The sequence below is a fragment of the Sphaerisporangium melleum genome, assembly GCF_014646695.1.
Taxonomy (GTDB): domain Bacteria; phylum Actinomycetota; class Actinomycetes; order Streptosporangiales; family Streptosporangiaceae; genus Sphaerisporangium; species Sphaerisporangium melleum.
The window spans coordinates 18,770-38,934 of record NZ_BMNT01000006.1 but is presented as its reverse complement, the minus strand read 5'-3'; the positions used below and the strand labels follow the sequence as shown (position 1 = coordinate 38,934).

General features: G+C 73.0%; 15 protein-coding genes. 10 read left to right on the top strand and 5 right to left on the bottom strand.

Going from position 1 to position 20,165, the window contains the following annotated elements; genetic code table 11:
* The first annotated feature begins 399 nt into the window (after positions 1-399).
* The 4 genes from IEY93_RS06630 (at position 400) to cutA (ending at position 5,720) form a co-directional block, all read left to right on the top strand.
* A complete protein-coding gene (locus IEY93_RS06630) occupies positions 400-1,770 on the top strand; it encodes a uracil-xanthine permease family protein (protein WP_189162079.1) in 1,371 nt (456 codons plus the stop codon).
* A complete protein-coding gene (locus IEY93_RS06625) occupies positions 1,767-2,678 on the top strand; it encodes an FAD binding domain-containing protein (protein ID WP_189162078.1) in 912 nt (303 codons plus the stop codon). Before IEY93_RS06630 ends, IEY93_RS06625 begins: the two co-directional genes overlap by 4 nt.
* 78 nt (positions 2,679-2,756) lie before the next feature.
* A complete protein-coding gene (locus IEY93_RS06620) occupies positions 2,757-3,275 on the top strand; it encodes a (2Fe-2S)-binding protein (RefSeq protein WP_189162077.1) in 519 nt (172 codons plus the stop codon).
* A 54-nt stretch (positions 3,276-3,329) separates the two neighbouring features.
* On the top strand, positions 3,330-5,720 hold the full coding sequence (gene cutA, locus IEY93_RS06615; protein ID WP_189162076.1) for an aerobic carbon-monoxide dehydrogenase large subunit: 2,391 nt from the start codon (positions 3,330-3,332) through the stop codon (positions 5,718-5,720).
* A 264-nt stretch (positions 5,721-5,984) separates the two neighbouring features.
* Here cutA and cydB read toward each other — a convergent pair whose 3' ends face one another.
* The 3 genes from cydB to IEY93_RS06600 all read right to left on the bottom strand — a co-directional run bounded on the left by cydB (position 5,985) and on the right by IEY93_RS06600 (position 9,648).
* The gene (gene cydB, locus IEY93_RS06610) at positions 5,985-6,914 is read right to left on the bottom strand and encodes a cytochrome d ubiquinol oxidase subunit II (RefSeq protein WP_189162075.1); all 930 of its coding nucleotides are present in this window, start codon (positions 6,912-6,914) and stop codon (positions 5,985-5,987) included.
* Positions 6,915-6,923: 9 nt separating this feature from the next.
* Positions 6,924-8,462 carry a cytochrome ubiquinol oxidase subunit I gene (locus IEY93_RS06605; RefSeq protein ID WP_229690916.1) on the bottom strand — a complete coding sequence of 513 codons (1,539 nt, stop codon included), beginning with the start codon at positions 8,460-8,462 and terminating at the stop codon, positions 6,924-6,926.
* 205 nt (positions 8,463-8,667) lie between these two features.
* On the bottom strand, positions 8,668-9,648 hold the full coding sequence (locus IEY93_RS06600) for a polysaccharide deacetylase family protein (RefSeq protein WP_189162074.1): 981 nt from the start codon (positions 9,646-9,648) through the stop codon (positions 8,668-8,670).
* 687 nt (positions 9,649-10,335) lie between these two features.
* Between IEY93_RS06600 and IEY93_RS06595 the strand changes: the two genes are divergently transcribed.
* Positions 10,336-11,103: an SRPBCC family protein gene (locus IEY93_RS06595; RefSeq protein WP_189162073.1), complete on the top strand. Its 768-nt coding sequence runs from the start codon at positions 10,336-10,338 to the stop codon at positions 11,101-11,103.
* 223 nt (positions 11,104-11,326) lie between these two features.
* Complete coding sequence (locus IEY93_RS06590; protein ID WP_189162072.1) at positions 11,327-12,229, top strand: hypothetical protein; 903 nt, start codon at positions 11,327-11,329, stop codon at positions 12,227-12,229.
* A 69-nt stretch (positions 12,230-12,298) separates the two neighbouring features.
* On the opposite strand, the gene IEY93_RS06585 is transcribed toward IEY93_RS06590, so the two are convergent.
* Positions 12,299-12,961 carry a thymidine kinase gene (locus tag IEY93_RS06585; protein WP_229690915.1) on the bottom strand — a complete coding sequence of 221 codons (663 nt, stop codon included), beginning with the start codon at positions 12,959-12,961 and terminating at the stop codon, positions 12,299-12,301.
* Between the two features lie 124 nt (positions 12,962-13,085).
* Complete coding sequence (locus IEY93_RS06580; RefSeq protein ID WP_189162071.1) at positions 13,086-14,498, bottom strand: hypothetical protein; 1,413 nt, start codon at positions 14,496-14,498, stop codon at positions 13,086-13,088.
* 268 nt (positions 14,499-14,766) lie between these two features.
* On the opposite strand from IEY93_RS06580, the gene IEY93_RS06575 reads away from it, so the two are divergent.
* The 4 genes from IEY93_RS06575 to IEY93_RS37900 form a co-directional block, all read left to right on the top strand.
* A complete protein-coding gene (locus IEY93_RS06575; protein ID WP_203967928.1) occupies positions 14,767-16,878 on the top strand; it encodes a hydantoinase/oxoprolinase family protein in 2,112 nt (703 codons plus the stop codon).
* Positions 16,875-18,728, top strand: coding sequence for a hydantoinase B/oxoprolinase family protein (locus IEY93_RS06570; RefSeq protein WP_203967929.1), 1,854 nt, complete (start codon positions 16,875-16,877; stop codon positions 18,726-18,728). Before IEY93_RS06575 ends, IEY93_RS06570 begins: the two co-directional genes overlap by 4 nt.
* Positions 18,729-18,939: 211 nt before the next feature.
* Positions 18,940-19,509, top strand: coding sequence for an IS607 family transposase (locus IEY93_RS06565; protein ID WP_189162069.1), 570 nt, complete (start codon positions 18,940-18,942; stop codon positions 19,507-19,509).
* Positions 19,506-20,165, top strand: a 660-nt coding sequence (locus IEY93_RS37900; protein ID WP_229690914.1) for a helix-turn-helix domain-containing protein, incomplete at its 3' end; no start/stop codon positions are given. The genes IEY93_RS06565 and IEY93_RS37900, both read left to right, overlap by 4 nt.

Below are 20,165 nucleotides of genomic sequence, written 5' to 3'. Positions count from 1 at the left end.
CGGAGAACTGTTGCACGGGGCGGCGGTCCGAGCCGGGGCGCGAGGTGGCCGGAGGTGACCACAGGCCGGGGGATCTCTCATCGGGCAGGACGATGACACCGCGGTCCGCCTCTTGGAGGCGGCGGGGAGCCGGGACGGGGGTTCACGGGCTGGTGGGGGCGGTGGTGCGCAAGAGGACTGCGGCCACGGGGTGCACGTTTGGCAAGTCCTTACCATGTGGGCCGGGGTCCGCCGGTCTAATGTGCCCGCAACAGGAAGAGGATCTCCCGCCGCTCGGCGCGGGCGGCGGGAGATCTCGCTTAGAGCCGGCACGTCCGAGGTACGACAAGGCACGACGCCGTGGAGGTCCGCCTGCGGGGTGGCCACCGACCGCCCGGCCCGGTCAGCGAAAGGGATCTGATGGCCTTCGGTTGGAAGTTGCACGGAGATGGCCGCGGCCTGACGCCCGGTGAGGTGGTCAAGCCGGACGAGCGGCTGAGCTGGCCCCGCATGGTGGGGTTCGGCGCGCAGCACGTGATCGCGATGTTCGGCGCGACGTTCGTCTTCCCCGTGATCATGGGGCTGGACCCGAACGTGGCGATCATGATGTCCGGTGTCGCGACGATCCTGTTCCTGCTCATCGTGCAGGGCAGGATTCCGAGCTACCTGGGCACCTCGGCGTCGTTCGTCGGCGGCGTGGCGGCCATCACGGCGGCCGGTGGGGACAAGGGCACGATCACCGGGGCCATCCTGGTGGCCGGCGCCGTGCTGGCACTGGCCGGTGTGGCCGTCCACTACCTCGGCGTGCAGATCATTCACCGGATCTTCCCGCCCGTGGTGACCGGCGCGGTGGTCATGCTCATCGGCTTCGGCCTGGCGTACGTGGTCGCCGACATCTACTGGCCGCAGGACCCGTGGATCGCCCTGATCACCATGGCGGTGACCGCCGTGATCATCGTGGCGTTCAAGGGTTTCGTCGGCCGCATCGGCATCCTGCTCGGGCTGGTCGCCGGATTCGTGCTCTCCTGGCTCGCCGACCGGATCTTCGGGGACGTCACCGCGTTCAACGCGGCCGCCGGCAAGGTGGACACCCACCCGCGGGTGAGCTTCCAGGGCGTCGAGGACGCCTCGCTGTTCGGCCTGCCGCAGTTCCACGCGCCGAACTTCGCGGTGTCGGCGATCGTGCTGGTGCTGCCCGCGGTGATCGCGCTCATCGCCGAGAACATCGGGCACGTCAAGGCCGTGGGGGAGATGACCGGCACCGACGTCGACCCGTACATGGGCCGGGCGATCCTCGCCGACGGCGTCGGCACGGCGGTGGCCAGCGCGGTCGGCGGCTCGCCCACCACGACGTACGCCGAGAACATCGGCGTCATGGCCGCCACCCGGGTCTACTCGACGGCCGCCTACTACATCGCCGCCGTCATCGCGGTCCTGTTCGGGTTCATGCCGAAGTTCGGCGCGCTCGTCGCGGCCACACCGGGCGGTGTGCTCGGTGGCATCACCGTCATCCTGTACGGCATGATCGGACTGCTGGGCGCCAAGATCTGGATCGAGAACCGCGTGGACTTCGCCGACCCGGTGAACATGGTGCCGATCGGCGCAGGGATCATCCTGGCGATCGGCCCGGTGGCGCACCAGATCACCGGGGACTTCTCGTTGGCCGGCATCACGCTGGGCACGATCGTCGTCCTCGGCGGGTACCACCTGCTGCGGGTGATCTCCTGGCGGCGCCGCGTCCCGGACGGGACGTCGCCCGTCCTGGCCGAAGGGAGCGAGACCGGCGCGTGAAGCCTCCGCCGTTCGACTACCACGCCCCGCGCGACCTCGGTGAGGCCCTCGCGGTCCTCGCCGGGGCGGGCGCGGGCGGCAAGGTGCTGGCGGGTGGTCAGAGCCTGATCCCGCTGATGAACATGCGCCTGGCCGCCCCCGCCCACCTGGTCGACATCAACCGCCTGACCGGGCTCGCCACCATCGAGGCGGACGCCGGCGGGGTGCGCGTCGGCGCGCTGGCCAGGCACGCCGCCGTCGAACGCTCGGCGGACGCCGCGCGAGCCCAGCCGTTGCTGCGGTCCGCGCTGCGGCAGGTCGCCCACCCGGTGATCCGCAACCGGGGCACGGTGGTCGGCAGCCTGGTGCACGCCGACCCCGCCGCCGAACTGCCCGCCGTGCTCGCCGTCCTCGGCGGCTCGGTGCGGCTGGCCCGGCACGGCGGCGGTCAGCGCGATGTCCCGGCGGGGGAGTTCTTCACCGGGCCGCTGGAGTCGGCCCTGCGGCCGGGCGAGCTGGCCGTCTCGGCGTTCTTCCCCGCGCTGCCGCCCCGGGCGGGCACCGCGTTCCGCGAGGTGGCCCGCCGGCACGGCGACTACGCCATGGCCGGCGCCGCCGCGGTCGTCGTCCTGGACGAGGACCTGCGCATCGTCTCCGCCCGGGTGGCCTGCGTGAGCGCCGGTCCGGTGCCGGTGACGATCGACGTGTCGCAGGTGTGCGACCGGCGGCCCGCCGCCTCGGCCGACTGGGCCGCCGTCGCGGCGGCCGTGCGCGACCGCGTGGACCCCGAGGCGGACATCCACGCGACGGCCGACTACCGGCGGCACCTGACCGGGGTGCTGGCCGGACGGGCGCTGCGCGCCGCGGCGCGGGAGGCGGCCGGCGACGGCCGGGACGCCGGGGAAGCCGGGGAGCCGTCCGATGGCTGAGAGCCCGCGCCGGGGAGCGTCGCAGGCGGTGGGTCCGGTTGATGGGTGGACGGGTGCGCGAGATGGGGGAGCGGGCTGATGGGTGAGGCGCTGCACGAGATCGCGTTGACCGTCAACGGGGTCGTCCGGGAGGTACGGGTGCCCGGGCGGCGGCTGCTGTCGGACTGCCTGCGGCACGACCTCGGCCTGACCGGCACGCACGTCGGCTGCGAGCACGGGGTGTGCGGCTGCTGCACGGTGCTGCTGGACGGTGAGCCGGTGCGCTCGTGCCTGACCTTCGCGGTCACCGCCGGCGGCCACGAGATCACCACCGTGGAGGGCCTGGCCGGACCGGAGGGAGAGCTGTCCCCGGTGCAGCGGGCCTTCTCCGAGTGCCACGCGCTGCAGTGTGGTTTCTGCACGCCGGGGTTCCTGTGCACGGTCACCGCGCTGCTGCGGGAGAACCCCGCGCCGACCGGCGAGCAGGTGGTCGAGGGCATCTCGGGCAACCTGTGCCGGTGCACGGGGTACCAGAACATCGTGAAGGCGGTGCACCGCGCGGCCGAGCTGGCCGCCGAGGCGGACGCCACGCCCGCGCGCACGGGCGAGCACGCGTGACGGGCCCGCGGACGGGAGATCGGGCGTGACGGCCAGGTGGATGGGTGAGGTGGCGTGACGACCAGACTGTTCGGCGAGCCGGTCCAGCGCAGGGAGGACCGGCGGCTGATCACCGGCCAGGGCCTGTTCCTGGACGACCTCGGCCGCGACGCGCTCGCCGCCGCGTTCGTCCGCTCGCCGCACGCGCACGCCCGCGTCCGTGACATCGACGTGTCGGCGGCGCTGGACGTGGACGGCCTGGTCGCGATCTACACCTGGGAGGACCTGCCCGAACGGGTCCGCGACCCGCTGCCGCTGCTGATCCCGCACCCGGCGCTGACCCATGGCCGCACCGCCTACCCGCTGGCCAGGGACGTCGTCCGGCACGTCGGCGAGCCGGTCGTCATGGTCGTGGCGCGTGACCGCTATCTGGCCGAGGACGCCGCCGCGCTCATCGAGGTCGACTACGAGATCCTCAAGCCGGTGGTCGGCATCGAGGAGGCCGCGCTGGGCTCCCACCTCGTCCATGACGACGTCCCCGGCAACGTCGGCGCGCATCTGGTGCAGGAGGTGCCGTCGCGGGCCGGCCTCGGCGCGGGCCGGGCGATCGACGCGGCGCCGCACACGCTGGCGTTCCGCCTGGACATCGAGCGCAGCGCCTCCACCCCGCTGGAGGGGCGCGGGGTGTACGCGCGGTGGGACGCCGACGACCGCTCCCTGCGGGTCTACAGCTCGACCCAGACCTCGACCAGCGTGCGCATGGCCATCGCCGCCAAGCTGGGGCTGCCATTGCCATCGGTCGAGGTGGTCGCCCCGGACGTGGGCGGCGGCTTCGGCGTCAAGATCGTCCACCCGTGGCCGGAGGAGGTGCTGGTGCCCTGGGCGGCGATGCTGCTCGGGCGGGAGGTCAAGTGGGCCGAGGACCGCCGTGAGCACTTCATCTCCTCCGCCCACGAACGCGGCCAGGTGCAGCACGTGCGCGTCGGCTTCGACGACGAGGGGCACGTGCTCGGCCTGGACGTGACGATTTTGCACGACCACGGCGCCTACACCCCGTACGGCATCATCGTGCCGATCATCACGGCGACCCAGCTCCTCGGCCCGTACCGCATCGGCGCCTACCGCGTGGAGTTCTCCTCGATCTACACCAACACCGTGCAGGTCACCCCGTACCGCGGCGCGGGGCGCCCGCAGGCGGTGTTCTGCATGGAGCGCACGATGGACCGCATCGCGGCCCACCTCGGCCTGGACCGCGCGCAGGTGCGCGCGGCCAACTTCATCCAGCCCGACGAGTTCCCCTACGACCAGGGCATGGTCTTCCAGGACGGCCGACCGCTGATCTACGACAGCGGCGACTACCCCGAGTCGCTGCGCATGCTCAAGGAGATGATCGGCTGGGACGGCTTCCCGGCGATGAAGGCCGAGGCGGCGGCGCGCGGGCGGCGGCTCGGCATCGGTCTCGGGTGCTACGTCGAGGGCACCGGGGTGGGCCCGTACGAGGGCGGGCACGTGCAGGTGACCTCCGACGGGCGGGTGCACGTCTCCACCGGCCTCACCTCACAGGGCCAGGGGCACGAGACGGTGTTCGCGCAGATCGCCGCGACCGAGCTCGGCGTGCCGCTGGAGAAGGTCTCGGTGGTGACCGGGGACACCCGGCGCTTCGGCTACGCCGTCGGCACCTTCGCCTCGCGGGCGGCGGTGATGAGCGGCAACGCGATCGCCCTGGCCTGCCGCAAGGTGCGCGAGAAGGCGCTGCGCATCGCCGCCGACGCGCTGGAGGCCGACCCGCGCGACCTGGAGATCGAGGACGGCCTGGTGCGCGTCGTCGGCAATCCGGAGGCGTCGGTGCCGCTGGCGACGGTGGCGGTGCTGTCCAACCCGCTGCGGTACGCCTTCGACGAGGAGGCCGCGCGGGCGACGCAGTTCTCCGGCGCCACGCCGATGGACCGCCCGCCGGTCCCCGAGGGCGAGGAGCCGGGGCTGGAGGGGCGCGACTACTACTCGCCGGTCCGTTCCACGTTCGCCTCCGGCATGCACGCCGCCATCGTGGAGACCGACCCCGACACCGCCGAGATCCGCATCCTGCGCTACGCCGTCGTGCACGACTGCGGCCGGCTGATCAACCCCATGATCGTCGAGGGGCAGATCCACGGCGGGGTCGCGCAGGGCGTGGGCGGGGCGCTGTACGAGCGCATGGTCTACGACGGGCACGGTCAGCTCCTCAACGCCTCCTTCATGGACTTCCTGATGCCGTACGCCACGGAGGTCCCGGCCATCGAGACCGCGCACCTGGAGACGCCCTCGCCGCTGAACCCGCTCGGCATCAAGGGCGCGGGCGAGGCGGGGGTGATCCCGGTGTCCGCGGTGATCGCCTCGGCGATCGAGGACGCCGAGGGCCTGCCCATCGACCGCATGCCCATCTCGCCCGCCGAGCTGTACGAACTACGCCGCGCCGCGGGCCGCTGAGAACGTGCCCGGCCGCCCACTGGCGAAGGCCGCCACGGGGTGGCGGCCTTCGCGATGAAGTCCGACCGGTCAGGTCGGTTCCGGTAGGCGGATGACGTCGGACGGCGGGGTGGACGAGGGACGCCGGGGCTCCCTCACCCCTCCCGTGTCGGGCCGGTCGTCGCGTCCACCAGCGAGAACGCGCGAACGGCGGCGCAGCAGCCGGTCGATGAGCCGTTTGAGCCCCATGCGCGCACAACGTACGTACGCCATCGGCGAGTTCCCTCAGGCGGTGACGCGCTTGCGGAAGACCCAGTACGTCCAGGCCTGGTAGCCGAGGACGAACGGCAGGGCCGCCAGGCCGATCCAGGTGAGCACGCCCAGGGTGTACGGGCCGGACGCCGCCTCGGCCACGGTCATGCCCGGCAGCGGCGCGCGCCACAGCGTGCCGAACAGCGCGGTCGTGGCCAGCACGATCGAGGCGGCGGTGGCGGTGAACGCCCAGCCCTCGCGGTGGCGCCACAGCAGCGCGACCGCGGCGGTCAGCGCGCCGGCGGCGGCCAGGGCGGCGAGCCACGGCAGCGGGTAGACCCGAAAGCCGCCGCCCACGGCGCCCGCCGACGGGATGCCGGGGAGAGCCAGGACGGCGACCGGCAGCGCGACCGCCGCGAGGCCCAGCGCGGCGCGGCGGGCACGGGCGCGCAGCGGGCCCGCCGTCTTCAGCGCGAGGAACACCGCGCCGTGCACCAGAGCCAGCGTCAGGGAGAACGCTCCGCCGAGCACGGTGGCGAGCACGCCGCCCCACAGCAGACCGGCGAAGATCGCACCCCACAGGAACGCGGCGAGCGCGCTGCCGGCCACGATGCCCACGTCACAGAGCACGCGCTCGCGGGCCGTCACCTTGCCCCGCCACTCCAGGGCCACGCCGCGCGCGATCAGGGCGGTCAGCACCAGCACCAGCGGCAGGTAGAACGAGCTGAGCAGGCCGGAGTACCAGGCGGGGAAGGCGGCGAACATCGCGCCGACCGCGGTGATCAGCCACACCTCGTTGCCGTCCCAGACCGGGCCGATCGTGGCGAGCACCTGCCGGCGCTCGGCCTCGTTCCGCGACAGCACGGGCAGCAGCGCGCCGACGCCGAAGTCGAAGCCCTCCAGCACGAAGTAGCCGGTCCACAGGAAGGCGATGACCAGGAACCAGAAGGTCGGGAGTGCCACGGCGGTCTCCTAGTACATGAGGGTCGGCTGGAGGCGGGCATTCCGGTCGGTTCCGCCGGCCGCGGCATCGGTGTCGCCCGGACGGCCGGGGCCCGAGGGGACGGCGACCGGGTCGGGGCCGGCCTTCACGTGCCGGACGAGCAGCCGTACCTCGGCGATCGCCAGTACGCCGTACACCGCCGTGAAGATCGCCAGCGAGGTGGCGACCTCGCCGAGCGAGACCCCGGGGGACACGCTGGCGGCGGTGAGCAGCTCGCCCTGGACGGTCCACGGTTGCCGGCCGATCTCGCTGAGCAGCCAGCCGGCGATCACGGCCATGAGGGGCAGCGGGAGCGCCAGGACGCCGGCCCGGGCGAACCAGCCCGGGGTGGGGCGGCGGCGCCGGGTCAGCCACAGCCCGAGCAGCGACAGGGCGACCGTCGTGAGCCCGAAGACGATCATCACCCGGAACGACCAGTAGACGACGGGGACGTTCGGCAGGTAGTCGCCGGGGCCGAACTCGGCCTGGTAGCGCTGCTGGATGTCCTGCATGCCCTGGACGGTCGCGCCGGGGTCGTGCGCGGACAGCAGGCTCAGCAGCTTCGGCACCTCGACGCCGGGCAGCGGGGAGAACGGCGCTCCCGCGGTGTCGTGCCGGAGTCCTTCGGCGGCGGCGAGCTTCATCGGCTGCTGCTCGTGCATGTACCGCGCGGACACATCGCCGCTGCCCGCGACGACGGCTCCGGCGATCGCGGTCATGACCAGCGCGGCCCGCAGGCTGGAGCGCCACATGCCGGGGTCGGCGGTGCCCGCCTTCGGCCTGCCCGCTCCGCCCCGGCCCGCCGCCCACCGGCGCGGCGCGGCCGCGGCGGCGGTGTCCCGGCCGGCGGGCGCGGCGCTCGTGACCAACTCAGCGACCGTGTCGGTCTCGGCGGCGGCCGTGCGGCGCTCGTGGAGGATCCGGTAGCCGCTCACCGCGATGACGAACCCGCCGGCGACGACGAACGAGGCGGCGACCACGTGCGGCACCTGGGCCAGCGCCGTGGGGTTGGTCAGGACGGCCCACAGGTCGGTCATCCGGGCCCGCCCGTTCACGACCTCGTACCCCACCGGGTGCTTCATCCAGGCGTTGGCGGCGAGGATGAAGTACGCCGACAGGTTCGAGCCGATGGCCGCCGCCCAGATCGTGGCCAGGTGGATCCGCCGGGGCAGCCGGTCCCAGCCGAAGATCCACAGACCGAGGAAGGTGGACTCCAGGAAGAACGCGAGCAGCGCCTCCAGGGCGAGCGGCGCGCCGAACACGTCGCCGACGAATGTGGAGTACGCACTCCAGTTCATCCCGAACTGGAACTCCTGCACGATGCCGGTGACCACGCCCATGGCGAAGTTGATCAGAAAGAGCTTGCCGAAGAACTTCGTCAGCCGCAGGTAGTGCTCCTTGCCGGTGCGGTGCCAGGCCGTCTGCAGCCCGGCGACGAAGATCCCCAGGCCGATCGTCAGGGGTACGAAGAGAAAGTGGTAGACGGTGGTGACCCCGAACTGCCACCGCGCCAGATCCAGTGCGTCCATGCACCCCTCACGGGTTCCGAGCTCTACACGTCGTAGTTCTATCTCCAGTAGTACTACAAGCTGTAGAGCAAAAGACGAGGGAGGTCCCGCCGCGCTGTGCGATCTTCGTCACACCCGGCCGTCGCCGGCCCGGTGGCCGGACGCGGGGATACGCCACAACGGCAGGCGGAACAGGCGAACCGGGAAGGATCGGTACCGGGAAGGATCAGGCGGGAGGCGTCGCGGAGGGAACGGCGGGAGTGGGCGGCGCCGTGGGAACAGACGCGACGGGGAGACGCACCCGCGCCGCCCTGAGGTAGGCGTCCAGGTTCCCCAGCTCGAAACCGCGCCGCTCGATCTTGTCGAGCAGGATGCGGAAGTCCCTGGCCAGGTTCGCCCGGAAGTGCAGCAGCAGGATGTCGCCCGGACGCAGCCGCTTGTCCGGCGTCTGGTAGGAGATCTTCCCGCCCGGCTGCACGCTCGCCGTCCACAGCAGCACGGCCGACAACCCGCACCTCCGGGCCACCCGCAGCGTGGTCCCGGTGTAGTTGCCGAACGGCGGCCGCAGCAGTGCCGGCCTTCGCCCGATCTCGCCGGCGATGACCCCGGCCGCGCCGCAGATCTCCGTGCGCTGCGCCGCGGGCCCGAGGTTCCACAGGTTCGGATGGGTCAGCGTATGGTCCTCGATCGGCACGCCGAGATCACGGAGCTCCCGGAAGTACGCCCACTTGCCCGCGCCGACGTACCGCCCGCCGGCCGCGCCCGGGTCGGGCACGCCGCGCGCCTCCACCGCGTCGCGCGTGGCGAACACCGTGATCGGCACGGCGCGCTCCCTGACCAGCCGGACGAACCCCGGGTCCTGCTCCCAGCCGTCGTCGATGGTCAGGAAGACCACCTTGCGCCTGGTCGGGATCGCGCTGATGACCGGCAGCGCCGCGCCGGAGCCGGCGCGGATCCGCCCGACCTCGCCCGGCCGGGGCAGCGCCCCCGCCGCCCCCACCGCCCCCACCGGTCCCGTCGGTGCGGCGCTCGGCGCCGGCCCGGCGCCGGACGGCGACGCGCCCGTCACCGGCCGGTTCTCCAGGGACGGCCCGGCGGAGGGCGAGGAGGTCTGGGCGGGCCGGCCGGCAGGTGACGGCGTGATCGCGGCCGCCGGGGATGCCACGGAGCTTTCGGGGGATCTCGCGCCGCCCGTCGAGCAGATCATGACAAGTCCTGCTACGGCCGCTAGCTGTGTCGCCTTCCGTGCCCAGATCACGGGGAGCAATCCTGCCATCGTCCTGATCTCCTGCCATAAGCCGCGAAAGAGCCCCCGGTAACCGGTGTGCAAGCTCCTCGCAAGTACGAGCGTGGACAGTGGCACCGCAGAGCGAGGGGGAGCGGCCGCTTCCCCCGGCACACCGCCCGCCACCGACGGCATGGGCGGTGTCACGGCCGGCCTGGGCAGCGTCGCCCGGGCCCGGACCGCTCCGCAAGGAGCCGGACGGCTCACCGGTCCGCGCGAGCGGCACCGGCGGTCCGCCGGCTCCCCGCCGGTCGAGGCCGGCACGCGAGCCCGGCGGCGGTGTCCCCCGCGCCGTCGCTGGACAGGCCGGGTACCGGATGGCCTGGGGAGAGCCACCGGTACCCGGCCGCGATCGGCCCGCCGTGCACCCGCCACGCGCCGATGGCGGCCGGCGACGACCCCGCCCGCCCGGATGCCGCTCGCCGTGTCACGCTCCTGAGCCACCCGGCGATGCCGGTGAACGGGGTCGGAGGTGGGCGTTCGCGGCGACTAATGCCTACCCGCGGGGAATCGGGCGGGCAAGAGTTGCCCTTATGCGGAAGGCGTGGCGTCCCTAGTCTCTGCGCATCCTGTCTCGTCTTCCTCTAGTCTCTCCGCACGGAGGTGGTCATGAAGGTCGTCGGCAGTGCCGTCGTCGCGGTCGATCGCATGCGCGTCTGGGCCGCGCTGCAGGACCCCGCGGTCCTGGTCCGTACGATCCCCGGCTGTGAGCGGCTGGAGGCCACCGGTGCCGACACCTACCGCATGACGGTCACCGCGGGAGTCGCCTCGATCAAGGGCGTCTACCAGGGCGAGGTCGCCCTGTCCGACCCGCAGGAGCCGGAGCGGTTCACCCTCCGGGCCCGCGGCGCGGGCGCGCCGGGCACGGTGGACGCCACCGTGCTGATCCGGCTGAGCGAGGCCGGCGAGGGCGGGACGCGCGTCGACTACGACGCCGAGGCGGTCGTGGGCGGGATGATCGGCGGGGTCGGGCAGCGGATGCTCGGCTCGGTGGCCAAGAAGACCGCCGGAGAGTTCTTCAGCGCGGTGGAGCGGCATCTCCGCCGCGCCCCCGCCGGGCAGGCTCCGGCCGTCGAGGAGGCACTGCCGGCCGCCGCGTCCGGCCTCGGCGAGGAAGCGGGTGTACCGAGCCTGACAGGAGGGCCGATGGACGTGGAGAGCATGGTGGTCGCCCACCCGGACGGTCCCGCGCCGAGCCCGGCGGCCGTCGCGGGACAGGTCTTCGAGCGGCCCCGCGAGGAGGCCGGACAGGCGGACGGGCGTCCCCGGGCCGGTACGCCCGTCTGGCCGGTGCTGACGGCGTTCGGCATGGGCGCGGGCGTCGCGCTCGGCAGCGCGGTCATCGGCTGGCTGCTCGGCCGCACCGGCCGCCGCTGATCGGCGCAGCCTCCCCATCCCGTTCTCACGCTCCCGCCGGGCACCTTCCCGGGCCGCGGCCGCCGTTCGAGGGCCGGCCAGGGCCGGCGGACGGCGTGCACACGTTGGTTCCGGGAGCGTGTCGGGGGGGACCCCGGCAGGGCTCGGCCAGGTCATCGGGCAGTGCGTCACAGGAACATGACAAGTGCTCGCGGGAGCGGATCTCCGGGCGTAACGTGGGGATATGCGAGAGTTCCGTGCGGAGGACGCTCGATCGGAGGCTCGCCGGCTCATCCACGATCTGCTGGGTGAGGGGCACCCGACGGCGGCACTGCTGCTGAGCGACGCCAGAAGCGTGCTCGGTGACGAGCGCACGGCGAACTGCGCCGAACTGGCGCGAGGCGCCGCGCTCACCAGAAGATCCTCGGAGCTGGCCGCGATCGCCGGCCTGCTCGTCGGCACCCGGACGCTCGGCCTGGACTGGTGGACGTCCGGCCGCGGCGGCAAGATCCCCGCACCGGACGAGGTGCTGGCGGCGAACACGGCCATCGAACCATGGACCGACCTCACCGTTCTGGAGATGCTCGCGGCGTGGATCGCCGACGACGGCGCCGACGACGCCTGGGGGCCGCCGATCACGTCGGTGGACCTCAACTCCTGGCAGGCGGAGGACCGGGTCGACCTGCCCGCCGACGCCGTCCCCGGCCATCGCCTGGTCGTCTCGTTCGACGCGGGCGGCCGGCTGGACGCCGTCGTGGTCGAACGGCCGGACGGCGCCCTGGGATCCAACCTCGACTTCTCCTCGCTGCGCTACTCACGCGCCGCCGAGGCCCAGTGGAGCTGGGGCGTGGCGGCGGGGCTGGGCCCGCACCCCCTGCCCGGCGAGGACCCCGACCCGTACGCCGAGACCGTGGACGCGCAGGCGGCCGAGTACCTGCGTCAGTGGGCGCTGCGGCACGGCGCCACCGCCGAGCAGGCCGGCGGGCGCTGGCAGGTCAAGGGCGAGGTCGTCGCCGTGATCGAGCGCGTCGACTGGATGTGGCGCAGCGGCGAGTGGTTCGCCTGGTGGCGGGCGGCGTCCGCGCTGCTCGGCGGCGACCCGGTCCAGCTCGCCTCCCGCATGGACGACATCGCCGCCGCCTCCTGACGGCCGGTCGCAAGGTGTCTCCGCCGAGGCCGGCCGCGGTCATGGCCTGGGCGGTGCGCTGACCGGGGTTCAGACCGGTGAGACGGTGAGCTGGTCGGGATGGGGCGCGCCGAGGTCGCCGGTGCGGTAGTGGCGGCGGCACAGTACGCGGTAGTGCACCTGCGCGCCGTCGGTGTCGGCGATCACGACCTGCTCTCCGGTGCGCGCCATGACCCCGTCCACGACGCGGGCGTTCAGCCGGCCCTGCCGGCCGCACCAGCACAGCACCTCCACCTGCAGCCGGCACACCTCGTCGGCCAGCTCGAACAGGCGCTGGGCGGCGGGGAACATCCGCGAGCGGAAGTCCGACGCCAGCCCGAAGGCGTACACGTCCACACCGTGCTCGTCCACCAGGTCGGCGAGCTGCTCGATCTGGGCCACGGTGTAGAAGCACGCCTCGTCGCAGATGAGGTAGTCGATCTGGTCGTGCGCCAGCACCAGGCGCACCAGGTCCAGGTCCTCGGTGACCTCCACGGCGGACAGGCCGAGGCCGATGCGGCTGGTCACCCGCGGGCCGCCCGACCGGTCGTGCTTGGTGAGCACCAGGCCGCGCCTGCCCTGGCGGCCGTGGTTGTAGTTCATCTGCAGCGCGAGGGTGGACTTGCCGCAGTCCATCGGGCCGTAGAAGAACCTCAGCACGGCGTCGCGGTGCGGGGGCGCGGGGGTGAAGGACAAGGCCGACAGTTCGCTCACAGGCCGCCAGCATACCGATCGGCCTCCCGCCTGCGGCCGGTCCGGTGTCCATCACGGGCTCGGGTCTGGGGTCTGCCATACGTGGCCGGGGCTGTCTCGGGGTCTCCTGCGGCCCGCGTGCCGGTCATGTCGTCGTGGCCGCGTGGCGCAGCAGGGAGAGTCCGGGGACCGGCAGCCGGGCCGCCTCCGCGGCGTCGCCGTCCCGCCGTTCCCGGTCGCCGGCCGGCTCCTTGCGGCCGGCGAAGCGCAGGACGGCGTCGGTCACGCCCACGTACACTGCGCGTCCGTCCTCGGTCACCGTGACGCCCCGCGCGGGGGCCGGGAGGTGCCACCGGCGCCGTACGGCGAGCGACCGCGGATCGACGGCACGCAGGGATTGGCCCGCCGCGAGGTAGACGAGGTCACCGGCCGCCCCGGAGACCGCGGCGGACGCGCCGCTCCCCGTCCCGGCACCCGTGGCGGGCCCGCCGGACTCGGCCGGGGACGGCGTTCCCGCTCCGGCGGTCGCGGCGGAGGCGCCGATCGTCCGGGTCGTGGTGATGGTGAGTGACGAGGTGTCGGCCCGCACGAGCGTCCCGTGCCCGTTCTCGTACACGTACAGCGCGCCGGCGCTGACGGCGAGGGTGTGCGCCGCGGCCGGGGCCCGGCCGAACGGCTCGGGAAGGTCCAGGCAGTAGGCCCATCGCTGGCCCAGGTCGAGCACGTGCACGAACGCGTGCACCCCGGTGGTGCGGCCGGCGACCAGGTCACGGGTGTGCAGATGGTCCGGCTGGTGGGTGTAGAGGGTGTAGAGCCGCTGGTAGCCGGGTTCGAGCACGGCCTGCCGTCCCTCGCCGCGCATCGTCTCCTCCACGCTGTCGGGCACCGGCTGCTTGTCCCTGGTCAGCAGCGACCACAGCTTGCCCTGCTCCATGTCGTACAGCTTGACCTTGTAGGACTCCGGTGCCTTCGCCGGGAGGTACTGCAGGACGAACAGGGCATCTCCGCCGGCGCTGAGGCCGTCGGGCTGGAAGTTGCCGTCCAGCCGCACGGTCCTCGGCGCCTCCCGCCCGTCCGGAGCCGCGATCACCATGGTGGTGGCCGTGCGCCCGGCCGGCGCTCCGTACGGGGAGGCAGGGGGAGGAGCGGCCAGGGCGACCGCGTTCCCGATGGACGAAACCACATGCGGGACAAGACCTGGTGGAACGGTGGTGCGGGCGGTCACAGCACCGGACCTGGCGTCCAGCGTCAGCAGCTCGCCCGCCGGTGACACGGTGTAGAGGCGGCTCCAGTCCGGCGCGGGCACCGGCCGGTCCGCGGTGAACAGCGTGGCGCCCGTCCCGGCGTCGATGGCCGCCACCCGCGTTCCGATGGAGGCGTAGAGGATGTGCCCGCCGGACGCCGGCCCGCCGGCGCCGCCGAGCGTGCCGGTCGCCGGACCGGGGCCGTCCGGGGGGACGTTCCGGCCGTTCGCGCCGGTGCCGCCGCTCGTGCAGGAGGTGAGCAGGGCGGCACCCGAAAGGCCGCCCGCGAACCTCAGAAAATCGCGTCGCTCCATGCCCTTCCTACCGTTCGCGCGCCCGGCGGGTTCCAGCGGCCCGCGATGCGCTTTTCCGCCGCCGCGGCGGGCACCCGGGAGAGCCCGCCGCCACCGGGTCCGGCAGGCGGGTACGTGGATGGGCGGGCGGTCGGCGTGTGCGGGTGAGCCGGTACGCGAATCGGGCGGTGCGTGCGCGCCGCAGGGCGGAAGGTGCCGAGGGAGGTGCGATTTCTTGGCGGATCTCGCTGGTTCCGGACGCCGGAAGGGTTCAGTACACACTGAAGGCATGCACAGCAGCAGCGTCCGCATCGGCGTCGACACCGGGGGCACGTTCACCGACGTCGTCATGGTGGACGAGCGGACCGGTGAGATCACCACCACCAAGACCCCGTCCACCCCGGGCGACCCGGCGGAGGGGTTCATGAACGGGGTGCACAAGATCCTCGCCGGCCGCGTGCCGTCCGATGTCGCCGGCATCGTGCACGGGACGACGGTGGCCACCAACCAGCTCCTGGAGGACCGTCCGGTCGACCTCGGCTTCGTCACCACCGAGGGTTTCGAGTTCATCCTGGAGATCGCCCGGCAGAGCGTCCCCGACGGGTACGGCAACTCCTACTTCTGGGTCAAGCCGCCGCGCATCGTCCCGGTCCACCGGGTGAAGACCGTCGGCGGCCGGCTCGACCACCTCGGCCGCGAGGTGCGGTCGTTCGACGAGGCGCAGGCCACCGAAGTGGCACGGTGGTTCCGGGAGCGGGGCGTCACCGCCATCGGCGTGTGCTTCCTGCACTCCTACGCCGACCCCGCCCACGAGCACGCCATGCGCGCCGTCCTCGAACGCGAGCACCCCGACGCCGTCGTGTCGCTGTCCAGCGACGTGCTGCGTGAGTACCGTGAGTACGAGCGGTCGGTGACGACGCTGGTGGACGCGGCGGTCAAGCCCATCATGCGCCGCTACATCGCCGGGCTGTCCGCGCGCCTTGGCATGCCGTTCTCGGTGATGAAGAGCAACGGCGGGGTGCTGTCGGCGGCCGAGGTGGTCCACCAGCCGATCACCACCGTGCTGTCCGGCCCGGCGGCGGGAGCGCTGGGCGCCGCGCTGATCGCGAGCACCGCCGGCCGCCCCTCGGTCATCACCCTGGACGGCGGCGGTACCTCGACCGACGTCGCCGTGGTCGTGGACGGCGAGCCGTCCCTGACCACCGAGGGCGCCGTCGGGCGTTACCCGTGCAAGATCCCGATGATCGACATCGTGACGGTCGGCGCCGGCGGCGGCTCCATCGCCTGGATCTCCCCCGAGGGCACGCTCAAGGTCGGCCCGAGGTCCGCGGGCGCCGACCCCGGCCCGATCTGCTACGGCAGGGGCGGCACCGAGGTCACCGTCACCGACGCGCACGTCTACCTGGGCCGGGTGCCGCCCCACCTGCTCGGCGGGGAGATCCCGCTGGACGCCGCCGCGGCGCGGGCCGCCGTCGAGGAGCTGGCCGGCAAGCTCGGCCTGACCCCCGAGCGCACCGCCGTCGGCATCCTGGAGATCAGCGCCTTCAACCAGTCGAACGCCATCCGCCAGATCACCGTCAAGCGCGGCCTGGACGTGCGCGACTTCCCGATGGTCGCCTTCGGCGGCTCCGGACCGCTGCTGGTGTGCCGGCTCATCGACATCCTGTCCCTGCCGGCCGTCATCGTGCCCCGCGACCCGGGCAACGTCTCGGCGTTCGGGCTGCTCACGGTGGACGTCAAGAACGACTACGTGCGCACGCACGTCACCCGTGAGCCGTCCCTGGAGACGGCCGCGGGGATCTTCGGCGAGCTGGAGGCCGAGGCGGCCGCCGCGCTGCGCCGCGAGGGGTTCCCCGGCGAGCGGCACGTGTACGCGCGCAGCGCCGACCTGCGGTACTACGGGCAGGCGTACGAGGTGCGGGTGCCCGCGCCGCCGGGCCCGGTGGACGAGGCGTGGCGGGCCGAGGTGCTCGACCGGTTCCACCTCGCGCACCTGAAGCTGTACGGGTACGGCTACCGCGACGACCCGCGGCACGCGGTCGAGTGGGTCAACCTGCGGGTCTCCGGCATCGGCCCGATCACCCGGCCCACCCTGCGTGAGCTGCCCGAGCACTCCCCACGCGCGGCCGCCGGGGGACCGGATCGTGCGGCCGGGCGGCGGCGGGTGTACTTCGAGGAGGACGCCGGCTCACCGGCCCACCAGGACGGCTGGTGGACGGCGCCGGTGTACCGCCGCGGCGACCTGCGCCGCGGCGAGGTGATCAACGGGCCGGCCGTCATCGAGGAGTACGGCTCCACCCTGCCGCTGCACCCCGGCTTCGCCGCCGAGGTCGACGCGCACGGGAACCTGGTGGTGACGGCGCGGACCGCGAGAGCCGGTGCGGAAGGAGCGGACGCGTGACGGACGAGGGGGAGGGCACGGACGTGGCGGCGGACCCGGTGCTGGTGGAGATCGTCGAAGGCACGCTCGCCTCGGTCGAGATGGAGGTGGAGACGGCGATCGCCCGCACCGCCCGCTCGCCGATGATCCGCGACGCGCACGACTTCCGGGCCGGCATCCACGACGTGCGGCTGCGCAAGCTGACCGGCCGGTCGTACTCGGCGCTCGTCCAGCCCATCGTGCGCGACTTCCCGATCGCCGAGATGAACCCCGGCGACGTGTTCTTCCACAACGACGTCTACCTGTCCGAAGGCGGCATCGGGCATCTCCCGGATCTGTGCGTGACCGTGCCGGTCTTCCACCGGGGCGAGGTCGTGGCCTTCGTCCAGGCGTTCGGCCACCACGACGACATCGGCGGCGCCGTCCCCGGGTCGATGCCCTCGCACGCGCGCAGCGCCTTCGAGGAGGGGCTGATGGTCCCGCCGATCAAGCTGTGGGACCGCGGCGTGCCCAACCGGGCGGCGCTGACCATCATGACCAGGAACTCCCGCATGCCCGACTCGCTGGCCGGCGACCTGGACGCCGAGTGCTCGGCCTGCCTGATGGGCGCCCGGCGCCTGGCGGAGCTGTTCGACCGGTACGGCAGGGCCGCGGTCGAGGCGTGCTTCGACGCGATCATCGGCAAGACCACCGAGACCTTCCGCCGCGAGCTGCTGGCCAAGATCCCCGAGGGGGTGCACGTCTGGGAGGACTACGCCGAGCACGACGGCGTCGACCAGCCCCGCCTGCACACCCAGCGGATCACCCTCACCGTCGACCACTCGGCGAAGCGGCCGCTGGTCATCGACTTCACCGGCACCTCGCCGCAGGCCAAGGGGCCGATCAACCACGCCGGCGACTACGCCGACGGGGTGTTCCTGAAGAAGTGGCTGGCGCCGATCCTGCGCAACCTCGCCGACACGCCCGAGCGCATGGCCGAACTGGACGTCAACGAGGGCGTGGTGCCGCTGATCGAGATGCGCTTCCCGGAGAAGGGCACCCTGCTCACGCCGGTCTTCCCCGCGCCCACCAACGCCCGCACGTTCGTCATCCTGCGCCTGCTCGGCGTGCTCGCCGGGGTGCTCGCCAAGGCCACCGGCGGCCGGATGCCCGCCGACCAGGAGACGATCCGCTACACCGGCGTGTACGGCGAGGACGAGGAGGGCCGGCCGTACCTCATGCGCGAGGTGCTCGGCGGCGGGTCGGGTGGACGGTGGTACGCCGACGGCGAGGACACCATCCACGTCGTGCCGGACTCGCGCAACATCCCGGTGGAGTTCGCCGAGGCCCGCTGGCCGTTCCGCGTCGAGCGGCTCGGCCTGGCGTGCGACTCCGGCGGGCCGGGCCTGTACCGGGGCGGGCTCGGGTACGACAAGCACATCCGCATGCTGCGCGACGCGTCGTTCATGTCCATCGCCGACCGTTCCATCCTTGCCTGCTGGGGGGTGAACGGCGGCCGGGCCGGACGCCCCTTCGTCGTCACCGTCGGCGAGGAGGAGATGGAAGGGCTGGTGGACGACTTCCCGGTGAAGGCGGGCGAGGTCATCCGGGTGCGCACCACCGGGGGCGGCGGCTGGGGGTCGCCCTTCGACCGCGACCCCGAGCTGGTCGCCGCCGACGTACGCGACGGCAAGGTCTCCCCGCAGGGCGCGCGCGACGACTACGGCGTCGTCCTTTCCGGCCCGGCGGGCGAGCCGCAGGTCGACGCGGCGGCCACCGCGGAACTGCGCGCCGTGCTGCGTGCCGCCGGGCCGGTGGCCTTCTTCGACCGCGGCCCCGGCTACCCCCTGCTGTCCGGCGGCCGTCCGCACGCCGACGTGGACCTGCTGTGACCCGGCCGGACAGGGGAGAGGGCCTCCCCGGCGACCGGGGAGGCCCATCGCGTGAAGCGTGTGCCGCGGCATCCGCGACGCCCGTCCGGCCGGGCCGGCCGCCGGCCCGGCGCGTGCGGCGATGCGAGGCGGTGCGCTCGCTTCAGGCGGGGGATTCGGCTGCTAGCGAAATTATCAGCGTTTCTCGGTTTCCCTCTAGGATCATCAGCGTGTGAAGCTTTCCGAGTGGGCGCGGCGAAACGGCGTCCACTACCAGACCGCCTGGCAGTGGGCGCGGGACGGGAAGATGCCGGTCCCGGTCGTCAAGACCGCTACAGGCCGATATCTCGTCCTCGAGCAAGCAGCCGAGACCGTCACCCGCACCGTGGCGTACTGCCGGGTGTCCAGTGCCGGCCAGGGAGCCGACCTGGAGCGGCAGGCGGGCCGGGTCGTCACCGCCGCGACGGCCATGGGTTTGACCGTGGCCGATGTGGTCACCGAGGTCGGCTCCGGGCTGAACGGTGAACGTCCCAAGCTGGCACGGCTACTGCGTGACCCGTCCGTGGCCGTGATCGTGGTGGAGCATCGTGACCGGCTGACGCGGTTCGGTCTGGAGCACCTGTCGGCCGCGCTCCAGGCGACGGGACGCCGCATCGTAGTGATCGATGACGCCGAGGTCGACGACGATCTGGTGCGGGACATGACCGAGGTTCTCACCTGGTTCTGTGCCCGCTTGTACGGCCGCCGATCAGCCACACGCAGGGCCAAGGCCGCCCTCCGTGCCGCCAAGGACGCAGCGTGACCGCCCGTCAGGGTTACCGTGTGGAACTCGCCCCGGCACTCCAGCAGCGTGCCCGGCTCGGGCAGCACGCCGGACTCTCGAGGGTGGTCGAGAACTTCTGTCTCGAGAAGGTGAAGGCCGCGCTCGAGCAGCGGGAGGCGGAGAAGACCTACGGCGTCGCGGACAAGGACCTGACTGCGGTCCCGTGGTCGGCTCCCGCGCTCGAGCGGTTGTGGCGTCTGGAGCACCGCGAGCGGTTCCCGTGGTTCGGCCAGGAGGGCTTGTCGTCGCGGGTACCGAAGCAGGCGTGCCGGGTTCGCGCGGCCGGGTTCAAGAACTTCTTCGACTCCAGATCCGGCAAGCGGGCAGGCCGCAAAGTCGGCTTCCCGGACTGGCGGAAGCGTAAGCACGGCTCGAGGTTCCGCTATGACGCCGACCGCGCCCGCCCCGTCTCGGCTCGAGTGGCCCACCTCCCCGGCATCGGCAAGGTGGCGACGCTCGAGGACATGTCGTGGCTGACCGGCCGCATCACTGACGGTCGTGCTCGAGTCATCGGCTCCACCGTCCGCGAGCAGGCCGGGCGCTGGTGGGTGTCGTTCCAACTCGAGATCGACCGGTCCGAGGTCAACGAGCGGCGCGCGGTCTCGGGCGACGCGCCCTCGTGCGGGATCGACGTC

What these genes read in the sequence shown, in the direction of transcription:
- IEY93_RS06630 (WP_189162079.1), top strand. Translation starts at nt 400, where the DNA reads ATGGCCTTCGGTTGGAAGTTGCACGGAGATGGCCGCGGCCTGACGCCC.
- IEY93_RS06620 (WP_189162077.1), top strand. Translation starts at nt 2,757, where the DNA reads ATGGGTGAGGCGCTGCACGAGATCGCGTTGACCGTCAACGGGGTCGTC.
- IEY93_RS06605 (WP_229690916.1), bottom strand. Translation starts at nt 8,462, where the DNA reads ATGGACGCACTGGATCTGGCGCGGTGGCAGTTCGGGGTCACCACCGTC.
- IEY93_RS06600 (WP_189162074.1), bottom strand. Translation starts at nt 9,648, where the DNA reads ATGATCTGCTCGACGGGCGGCGCGAGATCCCCCGAAAGCTCCGTGGCA.
- IEY93_RS06595 (WP_189162073.1), top strand. Translation starts at nt 10,336, where the DNA reads ATGAAGGTCGTCGGCAGTGCCGTCGTCGCGGTCGATCGCATGCGCGTC.
- IEY93_RS06590 (WP_189162072.1), top strand. Translation starts at nt 11,327, where the DNA reads ATGCGAGAGTTCCGTGCGGAGGACGCTCGATCGGAGGCTCGCCGGCTC.
- IEY93_RS06580 (WP_189162071.1), bottom strand. Translation starts at nt 14,498, where the DNA reads ATGGAGCGACGCGATTTTCTGAGGTTCGCGGGCGGCCTTTCGGGTGCC.
- IEY93_RS06575 (WP_203967928.1), top strand. Translation starts at nt 14,767, where the DNA reads ATGCACAGCAGCAGCGTCCGCATCGGCGTCGACACCGGGGGCACGTTC.